The sequence below is a fragment of the Streptomyces sp. S6 genome, assembly GCF_054880855.1.
This window is the reverse complement of record NZ_JBTYMC010000063.1, coordinates 1-20,912: the sequence shown is the minus strand read 5'-3', so window position 1 is coordinate 20,912 and position 20,912 is coordinate 1. Positions and strand designations below refer to the sequence as shown.

Sequence of the window (20,912 nt, the reverse complement as noted above, 5' to 3'; positions counted from 1 at the left end):
GGGGTTGCCGTCACGTGTCCAGCAGTCGTACCGGGCGTCCTCCCGTCCAGCGGGCCGTGCGGCGGCCCGTCGCACCCGGTCCCCGTAAGCGCGACAATCCCTTCGTGCGCCTCCACGCCCGCGCCAGAAAGGCCTGGGACCGGCCTCTCACCGCCTACTACCTGATCCTGGGCGGGAGTCTCCTCATCATCGTGCTCGGGCTCGTGATGGTGTACTCCGCGTCCCAGATCACGGCTCTCCAGAAGTCGCTGCCGGGGAGCTTCTTCTTCCGCAAGCAGTTCCTCGCCGCCTGCATCGGCGCCGTCCTGCTGATCGCCGCCTCCCGCATGCCGGTCAAGCTGCACCGGGCGCTCGCCTACCCGATCCTCGCGGGCGCCGTGTTCATGATGGCGCTCGTGCAGATCCCGGGGATAGGGAAGACCGTCAACGGCAACCAGAACTGGATCGCCATCGGCGGCACCTTCCAGATCCAGCCGAGCGAGTTCGGGAAGCTGGCGCTCGTGCTGTGGGGGGCCGACCTGCTCGCCCGCAAGCAGGACAGGAAGCTGCTCACGCAGTGGAAGCACATGCTGGTGCCGCTCGTCCCGGTGACCTTCCTGCTCCTCGGCCTGATCATGATCGGCGGGGACATGGGCACGGCGATGATCCTGACGGCCGTCCTGTTCGGGATGCTGTGGCTCGCGGGGGCGCCCACCCGGATGTTCGTGGGGGTGCTGTCGGTGGCCACGCTGATCGGGTTCGTCCTGGTCAGGACGAGCGCCAACCGCATGGCCCGCCTCCAGTGCATCGGCGCGACCGACCCCAAGACGGGACCGGTGGACTGCTGGCAGGCGGTGCACGGCATCTACGCCCTCGCGTCCGGCGGCATCTTCGGCTCGGGCCTCGGCGCGAGTGTGGAGAAATGGGGCCAACTGCCCGAAGCGCACACCGACTTCATCTTCGCCGTCACCGGTGAGGAACTGGGCCTCGCGGGGACGCTGTCGGTCCTCGCTCTCTTCGCGGCTCTAGGCTATGCGGGTATCCGCGTGGCCGGACGCACGGAGGATCCCTTCGTCAGGTATGCCGCGGGAGGCGTGACCACCTGGATCATGGCGCAGGCCGTGATCAACATCGGTGCGGTGCTCGGTCTGCTGCCGATCGCCGGTGTCCCCCTCCCGCTGTTCTCCTACGGGGGCTCCGCCCTGCTGCCGACCATGTTCGCCGTCGGGCTGCTGATCGCGTTCGCGCGAGAGGACCCCGCCGCGCGGGCGGCGCTCGCGATGCGGCAGACCCGCTTGGCCAGAAAGCGGGGCGGGAACCCCCGGGAACCCCGGAGATGGAACACGATGCGACGGCGTGCCCCGGCACGTTCGTCCGGAGAGCGGTGAATTTCGGTGCATGTCGTACTCGCAGGCGGAGGGACCGCCGGCCACATCGAGCCCGCGCTCGCCCTCGCGGACGCCCTGCGCAGGCAGGACCCGACCGTCGGGATCACGGCCCTGGGCACGGAGCGGGGCCTGGAGACCACGCTGGTCCCGCAGCGCGGCTACGAGCTGGCGCTGATCCCGGCCGTCCCGCTGCCCCGCAAGCCCACGCCCGAGCTGATCACCGTCCCGGGCCGGCTGCGCGGCACCATCAAGGCCGCCGAGCAGATCCTGGAGCGCACCAAGGCGGACTGCGTCGTCGGCTTCGGCGGGTACGTCGCCCTGCCGGGCTACCTGGCCGCCAAGCGGCTCGGTGTGCCGATCGTCATCCACGAGGCCAACGCCCGGCCGGGCCTCGCCAACAAGATCGGCTCCCGGTACGCCGCCCAGGTCGCCGTCTCCACGCCCGACAGCAAGCTCCGCGACGCCCGCTACATCGGGATCCCGCTGCGCCGCTCCATCGCCACCCTGGACCGAGCAGCGGCCCGCCCCGAGGCCCGCCACATGTTCGGCCTGGACCCGAACCTGCCGACGCTGCTCGTGACCGGCGGCTCGCAGGGCGCCCGGCGGCTCAACGAGGTCGTCCAGCAGGTCGCGCCCTGGCTCCAGCAGGCCGGCATCCAGATCCTGCACGCGGTCGGCCCGAAGAACGAACTGCCGCACGTACAGCAGATGCCGGGGATGCCCCCGTACATCCCGGTAAGTTACCTGGACCGGATGGACCTCGCGTACGCCGCGGCCGACATGATGCTCTGTCGCGCGGGCGCGATGACCGTCGCCGAACTCTCCGCCGTCGGACTCCCGGCCGCCTACGTCCCGTTGCCCATCGGCAACGGCGAACAGCGGCTGAACGCCCAGCCGGTGGTCAAGGCGGGCGGCGGACTGCTGGTCGACGACGCGGAACTGACGCCGGACTGGGTCCGGGAGAACGTCCTGCCCGTCCTCGCCGACCCGCACCGGCTGTACGAGATGTCCCGCGCCGCCGGTGAGTTCGGCCGCCGGGACGCGGACGAACTCCTCGTCCGCATGGTGTACGAGGCGATCGCCTCGCGCCGCTAGGCGTTCGACGAAGGGCAGGCAAGCGTGGCCGGAGGACCCAGCACCGCCGAGCGCGGCACGGCACGTCGGCAGGGACCTCCCGGCCCGCCTCCCGTCCGCCGCCCCCTGCCGCGCAGGCTCCGTGTGATCATCGCCTCGGCCGCCGCCGCCGGACTCCTCGCGGGGGGCGGCGCCTGGGTGCTGTACGGCTCCCCGTGGCTGCGCGTGGACCACGTCTCCGTCTCGGGCACCGACGTCCTGACGCCGGAGCAGGTCCTGGACGCGGCCCAAGTGCCCCTGGACACCCCGCTGGTGTCCATCGACACCGACGAGATCCGGTCACGTCTGGAGCGGGCCCTGCCGCGCGTGGACGACGTCGACGTGTCCCGTTCCTGGCCGCACGGCGTCACCCTCACGGTGACCGAGCGGACCCCCGTCCTGCTGATCCGCTGGGGGAGCGGATACACCGAAGTCGACGGCGAGGGCGTGCGGTTCGCGACGGTTCCCCAACCCCCGAAAGGCGCCCCGCTGTTGGAACTCTCGCTCACGAACACCGGTTCCACCGCCGCGAGCCTGCGCCGCTTCGGCGAGGACCGTCTCGTCCGCGAGGCCGTCCGCACGGCCGGGAGTCTTCCGCCCACCGTGCTGAAAACCACAAAAACCGTCAAAGTGCGTTCGTACGACGATATTTCACTGGAGCTGACGGACGGCCGGACCGTCGCCTGGGGCAGCTCCGAGAAGGGCGCGGCGAAGGCGCGCACGCTCAGTGCTCTCATGAAAGCGGCGCCGGACGCCCGGCACTTCGACGTGAGCGTCCCCACCGCCCCCGCGTCATCGGGGAGTTGACGCACATATGCGCAGGCCAGCACCCTGGTTGGGCAGCGACATGGCTGATCACATAGGGTGAAAAGAAAAACGGGAGGTTCGGCGTGTTCGTTGAACGGGCGCCACTTGTCGACTTAGTGTCCTGTTCGGAAGACTCCAAGGAACAGGCACACTGGTAACCCTAAACTTCAGCGTTAGGGTTCGGGTCGGCGCTACGGACCGTCCCATTCGGCATCCGCCGTCGGAGGCACAGGCAACTGGGCCCGACGGCAACGTAATTCGAGGCGAGAGGCCTTCGACGTGGCAGCACCGCAGAACTACCTCGCAGTCATCAAGGTCATCGGTGTCGGCGGCGGTGGTGTCAATGCCATCAACCGGATGATCGAAGTCGGCCTCAAGGGCGTCGAGTTCATCGCCATCAACACCGACGCACAGGCGCTGTTGATGAGCGACGCCGACGTCAAGCTCGACGTCGGCCGCGAACTCACCCGCGGACTCGGCGCCGGCGCCAACCCGGCAGTGGGCCGCAAGGCCGCCGAGGACCACCGCGAGGAGATCGAGGAGGTCCTCAAGGGGGCCGACATGGTCTTCGTGACGGCCGGCGAGGGCGGCGGCACCGGCACCGGCGGCGCCCCCGTCGTCGCCAACATCGCGCGCAACCTCGGCGCCCTCACCATCGGCGTCGTCACCCGCCCCTTCACCTTCGAGGGCCGGCGCCGCGCCAACCAGGCCGAGGACGGCATCGCGGAGCTGCGCGAAGAGGTCGACACCCTCATCGTCATCCCCAACGACCGGCTGCTGTCCATCTCGGACCGCCAGGTCTCCGTCCTCGACGCCTTCAAGTCGGCGGACCAGGTCCTGCTCTCCGGTGTCCAGGGCATCACCGACCTGATCACCACCCCGGGCCTGATCAACCTCGACTTCGCCGACGTCAAGTCCGTGATGTCCGAGGCCGGTTCGGCGCTCATGGGCATCGGCTCGGCCCGCGGCGACGACCGCGCGGTGGCCGCCGCCGAGATGGCCATCTCCTCGCCGCTCCTCGAAGCGTCCATCGACGGCGCCCGCGGTGTCCTGCTCTCCATCTCCGGCGGCTCCGACCTCGGCCTGTTCGAGATCAACGAGGCCGCCCAGCTGGTCTCCGAGGCCGCCCACCCCGAGGCGAACATCATCTTCGGCGCCGTCATCGACGACGCCCTCGGCGACGAGGTCCGCGTCACCGTCATCGCGGCCGGCTTCGACGGCGGCCAGCCGCCCGCCCGCCGGGACAACGTGATCGGCTCGGCCTCCACCCGCCGCGAGGAGCCCGCCCCGGTCAGCCGTCCCGAGCCCCGCTCGTCCTTCGGTTCGCTGGGCAGCGTGACGCCCAAGGAGGACCCGGTACCCGCCCCGGAGCCGGTCGCCGACCTGCCCCCGCTGAGCCCGCCGGTCCCGCCGTCCCGCACCTACTCGGACAGCGCCGCCGAGGAACTGGACGTACCGGACTTCCTGAAGTGATAGGACAGCGCGAGAGCGTGAGCGGCGCGCACTTCGCCTTCACCGACCGGTGGGGCGGGGTGAGCGCCGCTCCGTATGAGGAGCTCAACCTCGGCGGCGCGGTCGGTGACGACCCCGCCGCTGTCGCGGCCAACCGTGAACTGGCCGCGAAGTCCCTCGGTCTCGACCCGGCCGACGTGGTCTGGATGAACCAGGTGCACGGCGCTGACGTTCAGGTCGTCAGCGCACCCTGGGGCACCGGGCCGGTTCCGGAGGTCGACGCGATCGTCACCTCCCGGCGCGGCCTCGCCCTCGCCGTCCTCACCGCCGACTGCGTCCCCGTCCTGCTCGCCGACCCGGTCGCCGGTGTCGTCGCCGCCGCGCACGCGGGCCGGCCCGGGATGGTCGAGGGGGTCGTCGAAGCCGCCGTCCGCGCGATGGCGGAACTCGGCGCCGAGCCCGCCCGGATCACCGCCCGCACCGGACCCGCCGTCTGCGGCCGGTGTTATGAGGTGCCGTCACAGATGCGCGCCGAGGTCGCGGCGCTGGAACCGGCGGCGCACGCCGAGACGAGCTGGGGCACTCCCGCCGTCGACGTCGCCGCCGGAGTGCACGCGCAACTGGAGCGGCTCGGGGTGTGCGACCGGGCGCAGTCCCCGGTGTGCACCCTGGAGTCGCACGACCACTTCTCGTACCGCCGCGATCGCACCACAGGGCGACTCGCGGGATATGTCTGGTTGGACTGATGGGGCATGACGGACCGTAAGGACGAACTCGCCGGGAACCTGGCGAAGGTGGAGGAGCGCATCGCGCGCGCGTGCGCCGACGCGGGGCGGGCCCGGTCGGAGGTGACGCTCGTCGTCGTCACCAAGACCTACCCGGCGAGCGATGTGCGGATGCTGGCGGAGCTCGGTGTGCGGCACGTCGCCGAGAACAAGGACCAGGACGCGGCGCCCAAGGCGGCCGAGTGCGCGGACCTTCCGCTGACCTGGCACTTCGTCGGGCAGTTGCAGACCAACAAGGCGCGTTCCGTGGTGGGTTACGCGGACTTCGTGCAGTCCGTGGACCGGGACCGGCTGGTCGTCTCGCTCTCCAGGGAGGCCGGGAAGGCCGGGCGTGAGGTCGGGTGCCTGATCCAGGTCGCGCTGGACGCCGGGGTGAGCGGGCGCGGTGAGCGCGGGGGCGTCGGACCGGGCGGGATCGAGGAGTTGGCCGGGCTGATCGCCGCCTCGCCGGGGGTCCGGCTCGACGGGCTGATGACCGTCGCCCCGCTGACCGGTGAGTACGCCGGTCGTGAACGGGCGGCGTTTGAGCGGTTGATGGATTTGTCGACCGACCTGCGCCGAAGTCATCCGGCTGCCACCATGGTGTCAGCGGGGATGAGTGCGGACCTTGAGCAGGCCGTGGCGGCCGGGGCGACACATGTGCGCGTCGGCAGTGCGGTACTCGGAGTCCGTCCTCGGCTCGGGTAACGTCGCCAGGAAGTCGGACCACAGTAGAAAATATGGTCATTACCCGCCAGGAGGCGGACACAAGGGCCACGTGGATCGCGGGACTTGGCAGTCGTCAACCGATCCACCACAGAGCGGAGGACTCAGAGCATGGCCGGCGCGATGCGCAAGATGGCGGTCTACCTCGGCCTCGTGGAGGACGATGGGTACGACGGCCGGGGCTTCGACCCCGATGACGACTTCGAACCCGAGCTGGACGAACCCGAGCGCGACCACCGACGGCACGACGCGTCCCACCAGTCGCACAATGCACATCAGTCCCAAAGGGACGAAGAGGTGCGAATCGCCCAACCCCCCGCCCCTCGTGAGCCGGTGGTCCGTGCGGCGGCGCCGACCGTCGAATCCGGCCGTCCCGCGCGCATCGCGCCCGTGGCGTCCATCACACAAGAACGTCAGTCCCTGGAGAAGAACGCACCGGTGATCATGCCCAAGGTCGTGTCCGAACGAGAGCCTTACCGGATCACCACACTCCACCCGCGGACCTACAACGAGGCCCGTACCATCGGGGAACACTTCCGTGAGGGGACCCCCGTGATCATGAACCTCACCGAGATGGACGACACGGATGCGAAGCGACTTGTCGACTTTGCCGCCGGTCTGGTGTTCGGTCTTCATGGCAGCATCGAGCGGGTGACACAGAAAGTGTTCCTGTTGTCTCCTGCTAACGTCGATGTCACGGCGGAGGACAAGGCCCGCATCGCAGAGGGCGGGTTCTTCAACCAGAGCTGAGACGCAGAACCGGAACTACACGGCAAGACACGGCAAGACACGGCAAGACACGACAGAGTGCGCGTAAGCAGGGGAGAGGGAAGCACCGAACATGGGCGTGGTCCTGAACATCATCTACATCGCGCTGATGGTCTTCCTCATCGTGCTCATCTTCCGGTTGGTCATGGACTACGTCTTCCAGTTCGCCCGCTCGTGGCAACCCGGCAAGGCGATGGTGGTCGTTCTGGAGGCCACCTACACTGTCACCGATCCACCGCTCAAGCTTCTTCGGCGGTTCATCCCGCCGTTGCGTCTCGGGGGCGTGGCGCTCGACCTGTCCTTCTTCGTACTGATGATCATCGTCTACGTCCTGATCTCGATCGTGATCCGGCTGTGAACGATGTGACCTACCGTCTTGCCGATGCCGAAGACAACGTTGAGGTGAAGAGATGCCGTTGACCCCCGAGGACGTGCGGAACAAGCAGTTCACGACCGTCCGCCTCCGAGAAGGCTATGACGAGGACGAGGTCGATGCCTTCCTCGACGAGGTCGAAGCCGAACTGACGCGCCTCCTGCGTGAGAACGAGGACCTGCGCGCCAAACTCGCCGCGGCCACCCGCGCCGCCGCGCAGAACCAGCAGAACATGCGCAAGCCCCCGGAGCAGGACCAGCAGGGTCCCCCGCAGCAGCAGGGCATGCCCCCGCAGCAGGGCATGCAGCCCGGGATGCCGCAGCAGGGGATGCCGGGACAGGGCATGCCTCAGCAGCAGGGGATGCAGCCCGGAATGCCGCAGCAGGGCATGCCCCCGCAGGGGATGCCGCAGCAAGGGATGCCGCAGCAGGGCATGCGAGGCCCCGGCGCCCCGGTCCCCGCGGGGATATCGGGCCCGCCGCAGCAGCAGATGGGCGGCCCCATGGGCGGCCCGCCCCAGCTGCCGAGCGGTGCACCGCAGCTTCCGGCCGGTCCCAGCGCCCAGGGTCCCCAGGGTCCCGGTCCGATGGGCCAGGGTCCGATGGGTCCCGGTCCGATGGGCCAAGGCCCCATGGGCCAGCCGATGGGCGGCCAGCCCATGCAGCAGATGGGTGGCCCGATGGGCGGCCCCATGGGCGGTCCGATGGGCGGCCCCGGTCAGGGCCCCGGTGGCGACAGCGCCGCCCGCGTCCTCTCGCTGGCCCAGCAGACCGCCGACCAGGCGATCGCCGAGGCCCGCTCCGAAGCCAACAAGATCGTCGGCGAGGCCCGTTCGCGCGCCGAGGGCCTGGAGCGCGACGCCCGCGCCAAGGCCGACGCCCTGGAGCGGGACGCGCAGGAGAAGCACCGCGTCGCCATGGGCTCCCTGGAGTCCGCGCGCGCCACGCTGGAGCGCAAGGTCGAGGACCTGCGCGGCTTCGAGCGCGAGTACCGCACCCGCCTGAAGTCCTACCTGGAGTCGCAGCTGCGCCAGCTGGAGACCCAGGCCGACGACTCCCTCGCCCCGCCGCGGACCCCCGCGACGGCCTCCCTGCCGCCGTCCCCGTCGCCCTCCATGGCTCCGGCCGGCGCGGGTGCCCCGTCCTACGGCGCCGGTGCGCCCGGCATGGGCGGTGCGGGCATGGGTGGCATGAGCGGCGGTATGGGCGGCTCCGGCATGGGTGGTTCGGGCATGGGTGCCCCCGCCCCCGCCGCCCCGTCCTACGGTGGCCAGCAGCAGATGTCCCCGGCGATGACCCAGCCGATGGCTCCCGTCCGTCCGCAGGGTCCCTCCCCGATGGGCCAGGCTCCCTCGCCGATGCGTGGCTTCCTCATCGACGAGGACGACAACTGACGGCCCCTAGAGGCCCCTACGGCACGTAGTACGCCGTAGACACAGGCAGCGTTCAGGGCGCGGCCCCGGATTCGTCCGGGGCCGCGCCCTTTTTACGCGGGTTGCGCGGGAGTCGAGGGGTGGGACGGCGAAGGGCCCGGCTTCCCTGCGACGGAAGCCGGGCCCTCGCTCCGCGCGTTACGCCTTGCGCAGCCGGAACACCAGGCCCAGGCCCTCGTCCGTGAACGGCTCGCCGTACGTGTCGTCGGCCGTGCCCTGAGCGAAGTCCGTCGCGAGGACCTCGTCGGCGATGAGGCCGCTGTGGGCGGTGAGGGCCTCGGTGACCGCGGGGTCGGTGGACGTCCAGCGCAGGGCGATGCGGTCGGCGACGTCGAGGCCGCTGTTCTTGCGGGCCTCCTGGATCAGGCGGATCGCGTCACGGGCGAGGCCCGCGCGGCGCAGCTCCTCGGTGATCTCCAGGTCCAGGGCGACCGTCGCACCCGAGTCGGAGGCCACCGACCAGCCCTCGCGGGGCGTCTCGGTGACGATGACCTCGTCGGGGGAGAGCGTGACGGTCTCGCCGTCGACCTCCACCGACGCCGTGCCCTCGCGCAGGGCCAGGGACAGCGCCGCCGCGTCCGCGTTCGCGACCGCCTTCGCGACGTCCTGCACCCGCTTGCCGAACCGCTTGCCGAGGGCCCGGAAGTTGGCCTTGGCCGTGGTGTCGACCAGCGAACCGCCGACCTCGCTGAGGGAGGCCAGCGCCGAGACGTTCAGCTCCTCCGTGATCTGCGCGTGCAGCTCCCGGTCCAGGGCGTCGAAGCCCGTCGCCGCGATCAGCGCGCGGGACAGCGGCTGACGGGTCTTCACACCGGACTCGGCGCGGGTCGCGCGGCCCAGCTCGACGAGCCGGCGCACCAGGACCATCTGCTTCGACAGCTCCGGGTCGATCGCCGCCGCGTCCACCTCGGGCCACGACGCCAGGTGCACCGACTCCGGGGCGCCCGGGGTGACCGGGACGACCAGGTCCTGCCAGACCCGCTCGGTGATGAACGGCGTCAGCGGCGCCATCAGCTTCGTGACCGTCTCGACGACCTCGTGCAGCGTGCGCAGCGCGGCCTTGTCGCCCTGCCAGAAACGGCGCCGGGAACGTCGTACGTACCAGTTCGACAGATCGTCCACGAACGCCGACAGGAGCTTGCCGGCGCGCTGGGTGTCGTACGCGTCCAGAGCGTCCGTCATCTGCGCGGTGAGCGTGTGGAGTTCGGACAGGAGCCAGCGGTCGAGGACCGGGCGGTCGGCGGGGGACGGGTCGGCGGCCGACGGGGACCAGTTCGACGTGCGGGCGTACAGGGCCTGGAAGGCGACCGTGTTCCAGTACGTCAGGAGGGTCTTGCGGACGACCTCCTGGATCGTGCCGTGGCCCACCCGGCGCGCGGCCCAGGGGGAGCCGCCGGCCGCCATGAACCAGCGCACCGCGTCGGCGCCGTGCTGGTCCATCAGCGGGATCGGCTGGAGGATGTTCCCCAGGTGCTTGGACATCTTGCGGCCGTCCTCGGCCAGGATGTGCCCCAGGCAGACGACGTTCTCGTAGCTCGACTTGTCGAAGACCAGCGTGCCGACGGCCATCAGCGTGTAGAACCAGCCGCGGGTCTGGTCGATGGCCTCGGAGATGAACTGCGCCGGGTAGCGGGACTCGAAGAGTTCCTTGTTCTTGTACGGGTAGCCCCACTGCGCGAACGGCATGGAACCCGAGTCGTACCAGGCGTCGATGACCTCGGGGACACGCGTCGCCGTCTTCTCGCACTGGGGGCACGCGAAGGTGACGTCGTCGATGAACGGGCGGTGCGGGTCCAGGGACGACTGGTCGGTGCCCGTCAGCTCGGTCAGCTCCGCGCGGGAGCCGACGACCGTGAGGTGGTCGTCCTCACAGCGCCAGATCGGCAGCGGGGTGCCCCAGTAGCGGTTGCGGGACAGCGCCCAGTCGATGTTGTTGGTGAGCCAGTCGCCGAAGCGGCCGTGCTTGACCGTGTCCGGGAACCAGTTCGTCTTCTCGTTCTCCTGGAGGAGCCGGTCCTTGACCGCGGTCGTGCGGATGTACCAGGACGGCTGCGCGTAGTAGAGGAGCGCGGTGTGACAACGCCAGCAGTGCGGGTAGCTGTGCTCGTACGGGATGTGCTTGAAGAGGAGGCCCCGCTGCTTCAGGTCCTCGGTGAGCTGTTCGTCCGCCTTCTTGAAGAAGACGCCGCCGACCATCGGCACGTCCTCGCCGAACGTGCCGTCCGGACGGACCGGGTTCACGACCGGCAGGTCGTAGGCGCGGCAGACCTTGAGGTCGTCCTCACCGAAGGCGGGGGCCTGGTGGACGAGGCCGGTGCCGTCCTCGGTCGTCACGTACTCCGCGTTCACGACATAGTGCGCCGGAGCCGGGAACTCTACGAGATCGAACGGACGTTGGTAGTTCCAGCGCTCCATTTCGGCGCCGGTGAAGGTCTGACCGGTCGTCTCCCAGCCCTCGCCGAGCGCCTTGGCGACGAGCGGCTCGGCGACGACGACCTTCTCCTCGCCGTCCGTCGCGACGACGTACGTGACGTCGGGGTGCGCGGCCACGGCCGTGTTGGAGACCAGAGTCCAGGGGGTCGTCGTCCACACCAGGAGGGCGGCCTCGCCGGCCAGCGGACCGGAGGTGAGGGGGAAACGGACGTACACGGACGGGTCGACGACCGTCTCGTAGCCCTGGGCCAGCTCGTGGTCGGAGAGGCCGGTGCCGCAGCGGGGGCACCAGGGGGCGACGCGGTGGTCCTGGACCAGCAGACCCTTGTCGAAGATCTCCTTCAGCGACCACCAGACGGACTCGATGTACTCCGGGTCCATCGTGACGTACGCGTCGTCGAGGTCGACCCAGTAGCCCATGCGGGTCGTCAGCTCGGAGAAGGCGTCCGTGTGGCGCAGCACCGACTCACGGCACTTCGCGTTGAACTCCGCGATGCCGTACGCCTCGATGTCCTGCTTGCCGGAGAAGCCCAGCTCCTTCTCGACGGCCAGCTCGACCGGCAGGCCGTGGCAGTCCCAGCCGGCCTTGCGGGCGACGTGGTAGCCGCGCATCGTGCGGAACCGGGGGAACACGTCCTTGAAGACGCGGGCCTCGATGTGGTGGGCGCCGGGCATGCCGTTGGCGGTGGGCGGGCCCTCGTAGAACACCCACTCCGGACGGCCCTCGGACTGCTCCAGCGTCTTGGCGAAGATCTTCTGCTCGCGCCAGAAGTCGAGCACGGCGTGCTCAAGGGCGGGCAGGTCGACCTGGGCGGGGACCTGGCGGTACGTCGGCTCTGTCATCTCCGGGCTTCCTCCAACGGACTTGCTGCCTTCCGTCGGAGGGACGAGAGCCGTTTCGCTCCCGCGGTACCACCCTCCTTGGCCCACCGGTCTTCCGGGGGACCCCCTCATTGGGTTCGCGAAACCGGGTCTACTCGCCCGCAGGCTTTCTTCCGGCGGCTCCGGGGTGATCTTCGCGTCGCGCTGGCCCCCGGGCTCCCACCGTCCCCGGGTCGCTCTCGGCCGCACTCGCCGCTACTCGTCCCCATCCACGCTTTTCCGCTCCGCTCAGTGTACGGGGCTCGGGGGAGGGGGCCCAATGGAATACGGGGCGGGCGGGAACGGGGGTGCGCGCTGTTGCCGGTGGGCTGAAGTCGATTTATCGTCCCAGCACGATTCGCGTGCGAGATCACGGTATGTGAAGGGGCCGCGGCCATGGTGGCGAAGAAGACGGGGAAGGTTGCCGGGGGAACGGCGCGCAAGGGCGTCACGGAGAAGGGAGGTACGACGGTGGTCGCTGGGGTGCTGGCTGTGCGGGCGGGTGAGGAACCCTGGACCGAGGCGGAGGTGGACGAGGCACGGGCCGAGCTGATGTCCGAGGTGCTGCGGCTGCGGGGGGAGATCGAGACGTCCGAGAGCGCGCTCGCCGGGCTCATGCGGGATTCCGGGGGCGGTGCGGGGGACGACGAGGCGGACACCGGGACGAAGAACGTCACGCGGGAGCACGAGATGGCGCTCACCGCCAACGCCCGGGAGATGCTGCTACAGAGCGAGCGGGCGCTGGAGAGGCTGGACGCGGGGACGTACGGGGTGTGCGAGAGCTGTGGGGAGGCGATCGGGAAGGCTCGGATGCAGGCGTTTCCTCGGGCTACGTTGTGTGTTTCCTGCAAGCAGAAGGAGGAACGGCGCTACTGAGGGGGGTGGCGTTGTTTCGTCGGCGGGTGCGGGTGCGTTGTGGCTGGTCGCGCAGTTCCCCGCGCCCCTAGAGGCGCTTCGCGCCCCTTGGGACAAGGCGGCACCTCCCTGTGTCGTACTCGTGTCGTACTCTCGTCCTCACTGGTACCTACGTGAGGGACTTACGTGGCAGAGGTGGAGCGCGTCATCGGTACGTCGGAGGAACCCGAAGGGGAGCAGGCGCCTCGGGGGAAGCGGCGGGTTGCTGTGTTGTTCGCGGTGGCCGTCGTCGCGTATGCGCTCGATCTTGTCAGCAAGATCATCGTGGTCGCCAAGCTGGAGCATCACGCGCCGATCGAGTTGATCGGGGACTGGCTGAAGCTGGAGGCCATTCGGAATGCCGGGGCCGCGTTCAGTTTCGGGGAGGCGTTCACCGTTATTTTCACGGTGATCGCCGCTGCCGTGATCGTCGTGATCGTGCGGCTGGCGCGGAAGCTGTACAGCCTGCCGTGGGCCATCGCGCTGGGGCTGCTGCTCGGCGGGGCGCTCGGGAACCTCACCGACCGGATCTTCCGGTCGCCGGGGATCTTCGAGGGGGCCGTCGTCGACTTCATCGCGCCGAAGCACTTCGCGGTGTTCAATCTGGCGGACTCGGCGATCGTCTGTGGCGGCATTCTGATCGTGCTGTTGTCGTTCAAGGGGCTGGACCCGGACGGCACTGTCCACAAGGGCTGACATACTCGACGGGTGAGCACGATTCCCGAGATCCGAAACCTGCCCGTGCCGGACGGCCTGGAGGGCGAGCGCGTCGACGCCGCCATCTCCCGGATGTTCGGCTTCTCCCGCACCAAGGCCGCCGAGCTGGCGGCGGCGGGCAAGGTCTCGGTGGACGGCTCGGTGGTCGGCAAGTCGGAGCGCGTGCACGGCGGCGCCTGGCTTGAGGTCGAGATGCCCCAGGCCCCCGCGCCGGTGCAGATCGTCGCCGAGCCGGTCGAGGGCATGGAGATCGTGTACGACGACGACGACGTCGTCGTCATCGTGAAGCCCGTCGGTGTCGCCGCGCACCCCTCGCCGGGGTGGACCGGGACGACCGTCATCGGGGGGCTGGCCGCCGCCGGGTACCGGATCTCCACGTCCGGTGCCGCCGAGCGGCAGGGGATCGTGCACCGGCTCGACGTCGGGACGTCGGGGCTGATGGTCGTCGCGAAGTCGGAGCGGGCGTACACCTCGCTGAAGCGCCAGTTCAAGGAGCGCGTCGTCGACAAGCGGTACCACACGCTGGTCCAGGGGCACCCGGACCCGACGAGCGGCACGATCGACGCGCCCATCGGCCGGCATCCGCAGCACGACTACAAGTGGGCCGTCACCGCCGAGGGCAAGGCGTCCGTGACCCACTACGACCTGATCGAGGCGTTCCGCGCGGCCTCCCTGCTGGACATCAAGCTGGAGACGGGCCGCACGCACCAGATCCGCGTGCACATGTCCGCCCACCGCCACCCCTGCGTCGGTGACCTCACCTACGGCGCCGACCCCACCCTCTCCAAGCGCCTCAAGTTGACCCGGCAGTGGCTGCACGCCGTCCGCCTCGGCTTCGAGCACCCCGGCGACGGCGAGTGGGTCGAGTTCTCCAGCGACTACCCCGAGGACCTCCAGCGCGCCCTGGACCTGGTCCGCGAGGAGACCTACGGGTGAGCTTCACCGTCCGCGTCACCGACGACCTCACGGCCTGCTTCACCCTCCGCAAAGAGGTCTTCGTCGCAGAGCAGGGCGTCCCCGAGGAACTGGAGTACGACGCGGACGACGCCGGCGCGCTGCATGTGCTCGCCGTGCGGGACGACGGGGTGCCGCTCGGGACCGGGCGGCTCGTCGACGAGGGTGAGGTGGGCCACCTCGGGCGGCTCGCCGTGACCCGGGAGGCGCGCGGGCTCGGAGTGGGGGCGGCGCTCGTGCGGGCCATCGAGGGGGCGGCGCGTGAGCGGGGGTTCCGTGCCGTGGAGTTGCACGCGCAGACGCATGCGCTCGGGTTCTACGAGCGGCTGGGGTACGAGGCGTACGGGGCGGAGTTCTCCGAGGCGGGGATCGCGCACCGGGCCATGCGGCGTTCGCTCTAGCCTGCGGCGGGGCGTGCGAGGCTTGTCGTGATCGCCTGCGTCTAGCCCGCCGGAGCGCCTGCCGTGGATCAACTGGCCCTCTTGTTCGTCCTGCTGCTCGGGGCCGTGATCAGTGTGCCCGTCGGGGACCGGTTCGGGCTGCCGTCGCCGGTGCTGATGACGTTGCTCGGGATCCTGCTCGCCGTCGCGGACTTCGTGCCGAACGTCGACATCCCGCCGGGGCTGATCCTGCCCGTGCTGTTGCCGCCGCTGCTGTACGCGGCCGTGCGGCGGACGTCCTGGCGGCAGTTCGCCGCCAACAAGCGGCCCATCTTCCTGCTGGCCGTCGCCCTCGTCTTCGTGACGACGTTCTCCGTCGCCGCCGTCGCCCACAGTGTCGTCCCCGGGCTGTCCGTCGCCGCCGCCGTCGCCCTCGGGGCGCTCGTCGCGCCGCCGGACCCCGTCGCCGCGACCGCTGTCGCCGGGCAGCTCGGGCTGCCCCGCAGGCTCGTCTCCATCCTGGAGGGGGAGGGGCTGTTCAACGACGTCACCGCGATCGTGCTGTACCACGTGGCCATCGCCGCCGTCCTCAGCGGGGAGTTCCACGCCGGGGAGGCCGTCCTCCAGTTCGTGCTGTCCGCCGTCGTCGCCGTGGTCGTGGGGGTCGGGCTCGGGTGGGGGACCAACAAGCTGCTCGAACTGCTCGGGGACGCGACGTTGCAGATCAGTCTCACGCTGCTCGTGCCGTTCGCGGCGTACGTGCTGGCGGAGGAGCTGCACGGGTCCGGGGTGCTGGCCGTGCTCACCTGCGCGTTGTTCCTCGCGGAATATGCCGCCGACCCCGACGACGTCGTCAACCGGCTGGCCGGGCACGCGTTCTGGGACATCGTCGACACGCTCGTCACCGGGGTGGCGTTCGGGCTGATCGGGCTTGAGCTGCACAACGCGATCCGGACGGCGTCCGGGCGGTGGGGGGAGATGCTGGGGTGGGCCGCCGTCGTCGCCGCGGTCGTCATCGGGGTGCGGTTGGTGTGGTTGCTGCCTGCGGGGTGGCTGGCCCGGAAGCTGCACGCCCGGCGGGATGTCGACGAGGAGATCCCGATGAGCTGGCGGGAGACCGTCGTCATGTGGTGGTCCGGGATGCGGGGGGTGGCGTCCGTCGCGCTGGCCCTGGCGATTCCGTTGCACGTCGACGACGGGGGTGCGTTTCCCGGGCGGGACGAGATCGTGTTCATCGCGTTCGGGGTGATCATGACGACGCTGGTGCTTCAGGGACTGACCCTGCCCTGGCTCGTGCGGCGGCTCGGGGTGCGGGCCGACACCGAGCGGGAGAAGGAGTACGAGCGGGAACTCGCGGTTCGGGCCGCCAAAGCCGCCAAGCGGAGGCTGCGGGAGATCGAGGAGGTGGAGGAGTTGCCGGAGGAGGTGTCCGAGCAATTGCTTCGGCGGGCCTTCGAGATCGGGGTGCGGATCTCGCCGGACATCGCCGAGGACGAGCGGCGGGAGGCGCATGAGGCTCGGGTGCGGAGGCTGAAGAGGGTGCGGAGGATCCAGGGGGAGATGCTGAGTGCGGCTCGGCATGAGGTGCTGGCGGCGCGGGGGGAGGCGGGGGCGGATCCTGAGGTGGTGGATCGGGTGCTGCGGCAGTTGGATGTGCGGAGTTTGAGGTGAGGGGTGGGGTGTGTTGCCGGGTGCGGGTCGTGTGTGGCTGGTCGCGCAGTTCCCCGCGCCCCTAAAGGACTTGGGTTGCGCGCGGCTTTCGGCTGCGGGTTCGTAGGCTGTTTGTATGACTCGCAACGTGGTGATCAGTGGTGGTGGGACCGGGATCGGGCTGGCTGTGGCTCGGATGTTCGCCGAGGGTGGGGACCGGGTTCTGCTGGTGGGGCGGCGGAGGGATGTGCTGGAGCGGGCGGGGGTGCCTGGGGCTGTGGTGCATGCTGCTGATGTGAGTGACGCCGAGGGGGTTCGGGGGGTTGCTCGGGTTGTGGGGGAAATGGGGGGTGTCGATGTGCTGGTGCACGCTGCCGGCGGGAACGGGGGGCTGGAGCCCGGGAGTTCGAGTTCTGATCCGCTTGACGTCGTCGCTCATGACTGGGGCGTCAACTTCCGGGCCAACACGCTGACCGCCGTCCTTCTCACCGAGGCACTCAAGGACCAGCTCTCCTCCCCCGGGCGCGTCCTGTTCCTCAGTTCCATCGCCGCGTATCGCGGGTCGGGAAGTGGCGCGTACGCGGCGTCCAAGGCGGCGCTTCATCCGTACGCCCATGACCTGGCCCGGCAGCTCGGGCCCAGGGGGATCACCGTCAATGTCGTGGCGCCCGGGTACATCGAGGACACGGAGTTCTTCGGGGGAGCGATGGGGGAGGAGAGGCGGGGGCGGTTGGTCGGGGAGACGCTGAACGGGCGGGCGGGGACGCCGGGGGACGTGGCGGAGACGCTGTACTGGCTGGCGTCGGCGGGGGCGGGGCATGTGACGTCGCAGGTGGTGCAGGTGAACGGGGGTGCGGAGCGGGGGCATTAGCCCCGTGCCGCTCCCCTCGGCGGCTCGTGCGCCCTGCGTGGCTGCGCGCCGTCCGGGCGAGGTGTGTGCAGGGGCGGGTGCTGGGCGTCCGCCGTGTTCACGCGGGGCAGCGCGTACGCGTGGTGCTCGCACAGCCAGCGGATCATCTGCTCGCGGACGGTGACCCGGACCTTCCAGATGTCGTCGGCGTCCTTGGCGGTGAGCAGCGCGCGGACCTCGATGGTGTTCGGGGTGGTGTCCGTCACGCAGAGGTCGTAGGCGCGTCCGTCCCAGTGTTCGCAGGCGCGCAGGATGTCCCGGAGGTGGACGCGCATCTCGTCGAGCGGCGCGGAGTGGTCGAGCTGCCAGAACACCGTGCCGGTGAGCTGCGCGCCGCCCCGCGACCAGTTCTGGAACGGCTTGGACGTGAAGTACGACACCGGCATGGTGATCCGGCGTTCGTCCCAGGTGCGGACGGTGAGGTAGGTCAGGGTGATGTCCTCGACCGTCCCCCACTCCCCGTCCACGACGACCGTGTCACCGAGCCGGACCATGTCCCCGAAGGCGATCTGGAACCCGGCGAACATGTTGCTGAGCGTGGACTGCGCGGCGACACCGGCGACGATGCCGATGATCCCGGCGGAGGCGAGGAGGGAGGCGCCGGCCGCGCGCATCGCGGGGAACGTCAGCAGCATCGCGGCGATGGCGACGACCCCGACGACCGCCGCGACGACCCGCATGATCAACGACACCTGCGTCCGCACCCGGCGTACGCGCGCCGGGTCGCGCTGGGCGCGGGAGCTGGCGTAGCGGGTGAACGTCGTCTCCACGATCGCGGCGGCGATGCGGACGATCAGCCAGGCGGCGGAGCCGATGAGGACCAGCGTGAGGCCGCGGCCGATGCCGACGCGGTGTTCCTGGAGGAGTTCGGCCCGGTCGTACGACCCTCTCAGCAGCGCGGCGCACAGCAGCAGCTGGTAGGGCACGCGGCCGGTGCGGAGCAGGCCCCACAGCGGGGTCTCCGAGTGGCGGGCGTCGGCCTTGCGCAGCAGCCGGTCGGTCGCCCAGCCGACGAACAGCGTGAGGACGACCGAGCCGCCCACGACGATCACGGGACGGAGCAGGTTCTCCATGCCGATGAACGTAACCGCTCGGGGGCGGCCCTGAACATCGGTTCGGGCACCGGACCGTGAGACGTGTGTGAAGGCCGAGGTCACGGCGGTCACCGGGGCTGGCACCATGAAGGCATGAACATCATGCTCTTTCACTCGACCTATGGGCTGCGGCCCGCCGTCCGCGACGCGGCGAAGCGGCTGGAGGCGGCCGGACACGTGGTGTGGACGCCCGACCTGTTCGAGGGCCGGACGTTCGAGTCGGCCGAGGAGGGCATGGAGTTCAAGGAGACCGTAGGCAAGGAGGAGCTCCTCAAGCGGGCCGTCCTCGCCGCCGCCCCCTACTCCGAGCGCGGCCTCGTCTACGCCGGCTTCTCCCTCGGCGCCTCCGTCGCCCAGACTCTCGCCCTCGGCGACGAGAAGGCCCGCGGCCTGCTCCTGCTGCACGGCACGTCCGACATCGCGCCGAACGCGTCCGTCGACGAGCTCCCTGTCCAGCTCCACGTCGCCTCGCCTGACCAGTTCGAGACGGACGACTGGCTGAACTCCTGGTACCTCCAGATGCAGCGGGTGGGCGCCGACGTCGAGGTCCACCGGTACACCGGGGCCGGCCACCTCTACACCGACCCCGGGCTCCCCGACTACGACGAGGAGGCGGCCGAGACCACCTGGCGGGTGGCGCTCGGCTTCCTCGACTCGCTGTAGGTCACACCGGGTCGTACGTCCGCTCGACCTTCTGGCTGCCCGTCAGGGTGCGGTAGGAGCGGGACCAGGAGGACGTCGCGTTCCGCTTCGTCCTGTCGGAGAGCGTGTAGTAGTCCATCTGCGCGCGGGCGGGCGTGATGTCGAGGACGCCGTAGCCGTGGCGGTCCGTGTCGATCCACTGGACGTGCCGGTTGGCGGCGCGGATGACCGGCGAGGCGAGGGTGGAGATGAGGCCCTCGGGGGCGTTCGTGAGGTCGTCGAGGTTGTCGGAGGTGACCGACGTGACGACGAACTCGGTGGCTGCCGACGGCGACACCGGGTAGGTGCCGGCGTCCACGGGGACGTCGTTCGCCCACGCCATGTGGATGTCGCCGGTGAGGAACACCGTGTTGGAGATGGCGTTCGACCGCAGGTGGGCGAGGAGTTCGCGCCGGTCGTCGGTGTAGCCGTCCCACTGGTCGGTGTTCAGCGCCAGCCCCTCCTGCGGGAGGCCGAGGAGTTTCGCGAGGGGCTTGAGGATGTCGGCGGCGAGGGAGCCGACGGCGAACGGCGAGATCATCACCGAGTTGCCGACGAGCCGCCAGGTGGTGTCGGAGGACTTGAGGCCGGCCTTGAGCCAGTCGAGCTGGGCGCGTCCGGTGATCGTGCGCTCCGGGTCGTCCACCGAGCCGTTGCCCACCTTGACCTGCTGGGAGCGGAAGGACCGCAGGTCGAGGAGGGAGAGGTCGGCGAGCTTGCCGAACCGCAGCCGCCGGTAGGTCGTCCCGGCGAGGGCGGGGCGCACCGGCATCCACTCGAAGTAGGCCTGCTTGGCCGCCGCCTGCCGGGCCGTCCAGGTGCCCTCGGCGCCCTCGGTGTGGTTCTCGGCGCCGCCGGACCAGGAGTCGTTGGCGAACTCGTGGTCGTCCCAGATCGCGATGACCGGCGCCTTCACGTGCAGGGCCTGGAGGTCGGCGTCCGTCTTGTAGTTGCCGTGCCGGGCGCGGTAGTCGGCGAGGGTGACGATCTCGTGGGCGGGGACGTGCGGGCGGACCACCTTGCCTCGGGTGCCGTACTGGCCGGTGCCGTACTCGTAGATGTAGTCGCCGAGGTGCAGCCACGCGTCCAGGTCGCCGCGCGCGGCGAGGTGGCGGTACGCGGAGAAGTAGCCGGCCTCCCAGTTCGCGCAGGACACCACACCGAAGCGCAGGCCCGCGACCGAGGCGTTCGCCGCGGGGGCCGTGCGGGTGTGCGCGACGGCGGTGTGCGTGCCGCCCGCCGAGAAGCGGAACCAGTAGTCGGTGGCCGGGGCGAGGCCGCGGACGTCCGCCTTGACGGTGTGGTCGCTCGCGGCGGTGGCGGTGACCGTCCCCCGGGCGGCTATGTCTGTGAGGGCCTTGTCGCGGGCGATCACCCACTCGACCTCGGTGTCCGGGCCGAGCCCCGAGCCGGGCAGGGCATCGGCGGCCGGGGTCACGCGGGTCCACAGGAGGACGCCGTCGGGCAGGGGGTCGCCGGAGGCGAGGCCGTGCAGGAAGGCGGGCGCGGTGTCGGCGGCGCGTGCGGGGACGGCGG

General features: G+C 70.3%; 18 protein-coding genes and 1 pseudogene. 16 read left to right on the top strand and 3 right to left on the bottom strand.

Annotated elements, in window-relative coordinates; all coding sequences use genetic code 11:
* Nucleotides 1-14: 14 nt before the first annotated feature.
* The 9 genes from ftsW (at nucleotide 15) to ACVNF4_RS11790 (ending at nucleotide 8,763) form a co-directional block, all read left to right on the top strand.
* Complete coding sequence (ftsW, locus tag ACVNF4_RS11830) at nucleotides 15-1,367, top strand: putative lipid II flippase FtsW (RefSeq protein WP_461802704.1); 1,353 nt, start codon at nucleotides 15-17, stop codon at nucleotides 1,365-1,367.
* Between the two features lie 6 nt (nucleotides 1,368-1,373).
* Nucleotides 1,374-2,462, top strand: a complete 1,089-nt coding sequence (gene murG, locus ACVNF4_RS11825) for an undecaprenyldiphospho-muramoylpentapeptide beta-N-acetylglucosaminyltransferase (protein ID WP_461802703.1) — start codon at nucleotides 1,374-1,376, stop codon at nucleotides 2,460-2,462.
* Nucleotides 2,463-2,486: 24 nt separating this feature from the next.
* Complete coding sequence (locus tag ACVNF4_RS11820; protein ID WP_461802702.1) at nucleotides 2,487-3,287, top strand: cell division protein FtsQ/DivIB; 801 nt, start codon at nucleotides 2,487-2,489, stop codon at nucleotides 3,285-3,287.
* Between the two features lie 279 nt (nucleotides 3,288-3,566).
* Nucleotides 3,567-4,760: a cell division protein FtsZ gene (gene ftsZ / locus ACVNF4_RS11815; protein ID WP_461802701.1), complete on the top strand. Its 1,194-nt coding sequence runs from the start codon at nucleotides 3,567-3,569 to the stop codon at nucleotides 4,758-4,760.
* The gene (gene pgeF, locus ACVNF4_RS11810; RefSeq protein ID WP_461802700.1) at nucleotides 4,757-5,485 is read left to right on the top strand and encodes a peptidoglycan editing factor PgeF; all 729 of its coding nucleotides are present in this window, start codon (nucleotides 4,757-4,759) and stop codon (nucleotides 5,483-5,485) included. Before ftsZ ends, pgeF begins: the two co-directional genes overlap by 4 nt.
* Before the next feature lie 6 nt (nucleotides 5,486-5,491).
* On the top strand, nucleotides 5,492-6,211 hold the full coding sequence (locus ACVNF4_RS11805) for a YggS family pyridoxal phosphate-dependent enzyme (RefSeq protein ID WP_461802699.1): 720 nt from the start codon (nucleotides 5,492-5,494) through the stop codon (nucleotides 6,209-6,211).
* A gap of 129 nt (nucleotides 6,212-6,340) precedes the next feature.
* The gene (locus ACVNF4_RS11800) at nucleotides 6,341-6,979 is read left to right on the top strand and encodes a cell division protein SepF (protein ID WP_461802698.1); all 639 of its coding nucleotides are present in this window, start codon (nucleotides 6,341-6,343) and stop codon (nucleotides 6,977-6,979) included.
* 91 nt (nucleotides 6,980-7,070) lie between these two features.
* Nucleotides 7,071-7,355, top strand: a complete 285-nt coding sequence (locus ACVNF4_RS11795) for a YggT family protein (protein WP_010350399.1) — start codon at nucleotides 7,071-7,073, stop codon at nucleotides 7,353-7,355.
* Between the two features lie 52 nt (nucleotides 7,356-7,407).
* On the top strand, nucleotides 7,408-8,763 hold the full coding sequence (locus ACVNF4_RS11790; protein ID WP_461802697.1) for a DivIVA domain-containing protein: 1,356 nt from the start codon (nucleotides 7,408-7,410) through the stop codon (nucleotides 8,761-8,763).
* 177 nt (nucleotides 8,764-8,940) lie between these two features.
* On the opposite strand, the gene ileS is transcribed toward ACVNF4_RS11790, so the two are convergent.
* Nucleotides 8,941-12,078 (bottom strand): isoleucine--tRNA ligase, encoded by a 3,138-nt coding sequence (gene ileS / locus ACVNF4_RS11785; RefSeq protein ID WP_461802696.1) that lies wholly within the window; start codon nucleotides 12,076-12,078, stop codon nucleotides 8,941-8,943.
* Nucleotides 12,079-12,480: 402 nt separating this feature from the next.
* Between ileS and ACVNF4_RS11780 the strand changes: the two are divergent.
* The 6 genes and pseudogenes from ACVNF4_RS11780 to ACVNF4_RS11755 form a co-directional block, all read left to right on the top strand.
* Nucleotides 12,481-12,972, top strand: a pseudogene (locus tag ACVNF4_RS11780) (TraR/DksA family transcriptional regulator); the annotation flags it as partial.
* Nucleotides 12,973-13,137: 165 nt separating this feature from the next.
* Entirely contained in the window at nucleotides 13,138-13,686 is a 549-nt protein-coding gene (gene lspA / locus ACVNF4_RS11775) for a signal peptidase II (protein ID WP_461802695.1), read from the top strand.
* Between the two features lie 12 nt (nucleotides 13,687-13,698).
* Nucleotides 13,699-14,643: an RluA family pseudouridine synthase gene (locus tag ACVNF4_RS11770; protein WP_461802694.1), complete on the top strand. Its 945-nt coding sequence runs from the start codon at nucleotides 13,699-13,701 to the stop codon at nucleotides 14,641-14,643.
* Entirely contained in the window at nucleotides 14,640-15,062 is a 423-nt protein-coding gene (locus ACVNF4_RS11765) for a GNAT family N-acetyltransferase (RefSeq protein WP_461802693.1), read from the top strand. Before ACVNF4_RS11770 ends, ACVNF4_RS11765 begins: the two co-directional genes overlap by 4 nt.
* Before the next feature lie 63 nt (nucleotides 15,063-15,125).
* Nucleotides 15,126-16,712, top strand: a complete 1,587-nt coding sequence (locus tag ACVNF4_RS11760) for a Na+/H+ antiporter (RefSeq protein WP_461802692.1) — start codon at nucleotides 15,126-15,128, stop codon at nucleotides 16,710-16,712.
* A gap of 115 nt (nucleotides 16,713-16,827) precedes the next feature.
* Nucleotides 16,828-17,562 (top strand): SDR family NAD(P)-dependent oxidoreductase, encoded by a 735-nt coding sequence (locus ACVNF4_RS11755; protein ID WP_461802691.1) that lies wholly within the window; start codon nucleotides 16,828-16,830, stop codon nucleotides 17,560-17,562.
* Here the strand turns inward: ACVNF4_RS11755 and ACVNF4_RS11750 are convergent.
* A complete protein-coding gene (locus ACVNF4_RS11750) occupies nucleotides 17,559-18,674 on the bottom strand; it encodes a mechanosensitive ion channel family protein (RefSeq protein WP_461802690.1) in 1,116 nt (371 codons plus the stop codon). The genes ACVNF4_RS11755 and ACVNF4_RS11750 overlap by 4 nt on opposite strands.
* Nucleotides 18,675-18,788: 114 nt before the next feature.
* Here ACVNF4_RS11750 and ACVNF4_RS11745 point away from each other — a divergent pair, with 114 nt between their 5' ends.
* The gene (locus ACVNF4_RS11745; RefSeq protein ID WP_461802689.1) at nucleotides 18,789-19,358 is read left to right on the top strand and encodes a dienelactone hydrolase family protein; all 570 of its coding nucleotides are present in this window, start codon (nucleotides 18,789-18,791) and stop codon (nucleotides 19,356-19,358) included.
* 1 nt (nucleotide 19,359) lies between these two features.
* Here the strand turns inward: ACVNF4_RS11745 and ACVNF4_RS11740 are convergent.
* On the bottom strand, nucleotides 19,360-20,912 hold a 1,553-nt coding region (locus tag ACVNF4_RS11740; protein WP_461802688.1), incomplete at its 5' end, for an alkaline phosphatase D family protein.

What these genes read in the sequence shown, in the direction of transcription:
- ACVNF4_RS11805 (WP_461802699.1), top strand. Translation starts at nt 5,492, where the DNA reads ATGACGGACCGTAAGGACGAACTCGCCGGGAACCTGGCGAAGGTGGAG.
- ACVNF4_RS11800 (WP_461802698.1), top strand. Translation starts at nt 6,341, where the DNA reads ATGGCCGGCGCGATGCGCAAGATGGCGGTCTACCTCGGCCTCGTGGAG.
- ACVNF4_RS11795 (WP_010350399.1), top strand. Translation starts at nt 7,071, where the DNA reads ATGGGCGTGGTCCTGAACATCATCTACATCGCGCTGATGGTCTTCCTC.
- ACVNF4_RS11790 (WP_461802697.1), top strand. Translation starts at nt 7,408, where the DNA reads ATGCCGTTGACCCCCGAGGACGTGCGGAACAAGCAGTTCACGACCGTC.
- ileS (WP_461802696.1), bottom strand. Translation starts at nt 12,078, where the DNA reads ATGACAGAGCCGACGTACCGCCAGGTCCCCGCCCAGGTCGACCTGCCC.
- ACVNF4_RS11755 (WP_461802691.1), top strand. Translation starts at nt 16,828, where the DNA reads ATGACTCGCAACGTGGTGATCAGTGGTGGTGGGACCGGGATCGGGCTG.
- ACVNF4_RS11750 (WP_461802690.1), bottom strand. Translation starts at nt 18,674, where the DNA reads ATGGAGAACCTGCTCCGTCCCGTGATCGTCGTGGGCGGCTCGGTCGTC.
- ACVNF4_RS11745 (WP_461802689.1), top strand. Translation starts at nt 18,789, where the DNA reads ATGAACATCATGCTCTTTCACTCGACCTATGGGCTGCGGCCCGCCGTC.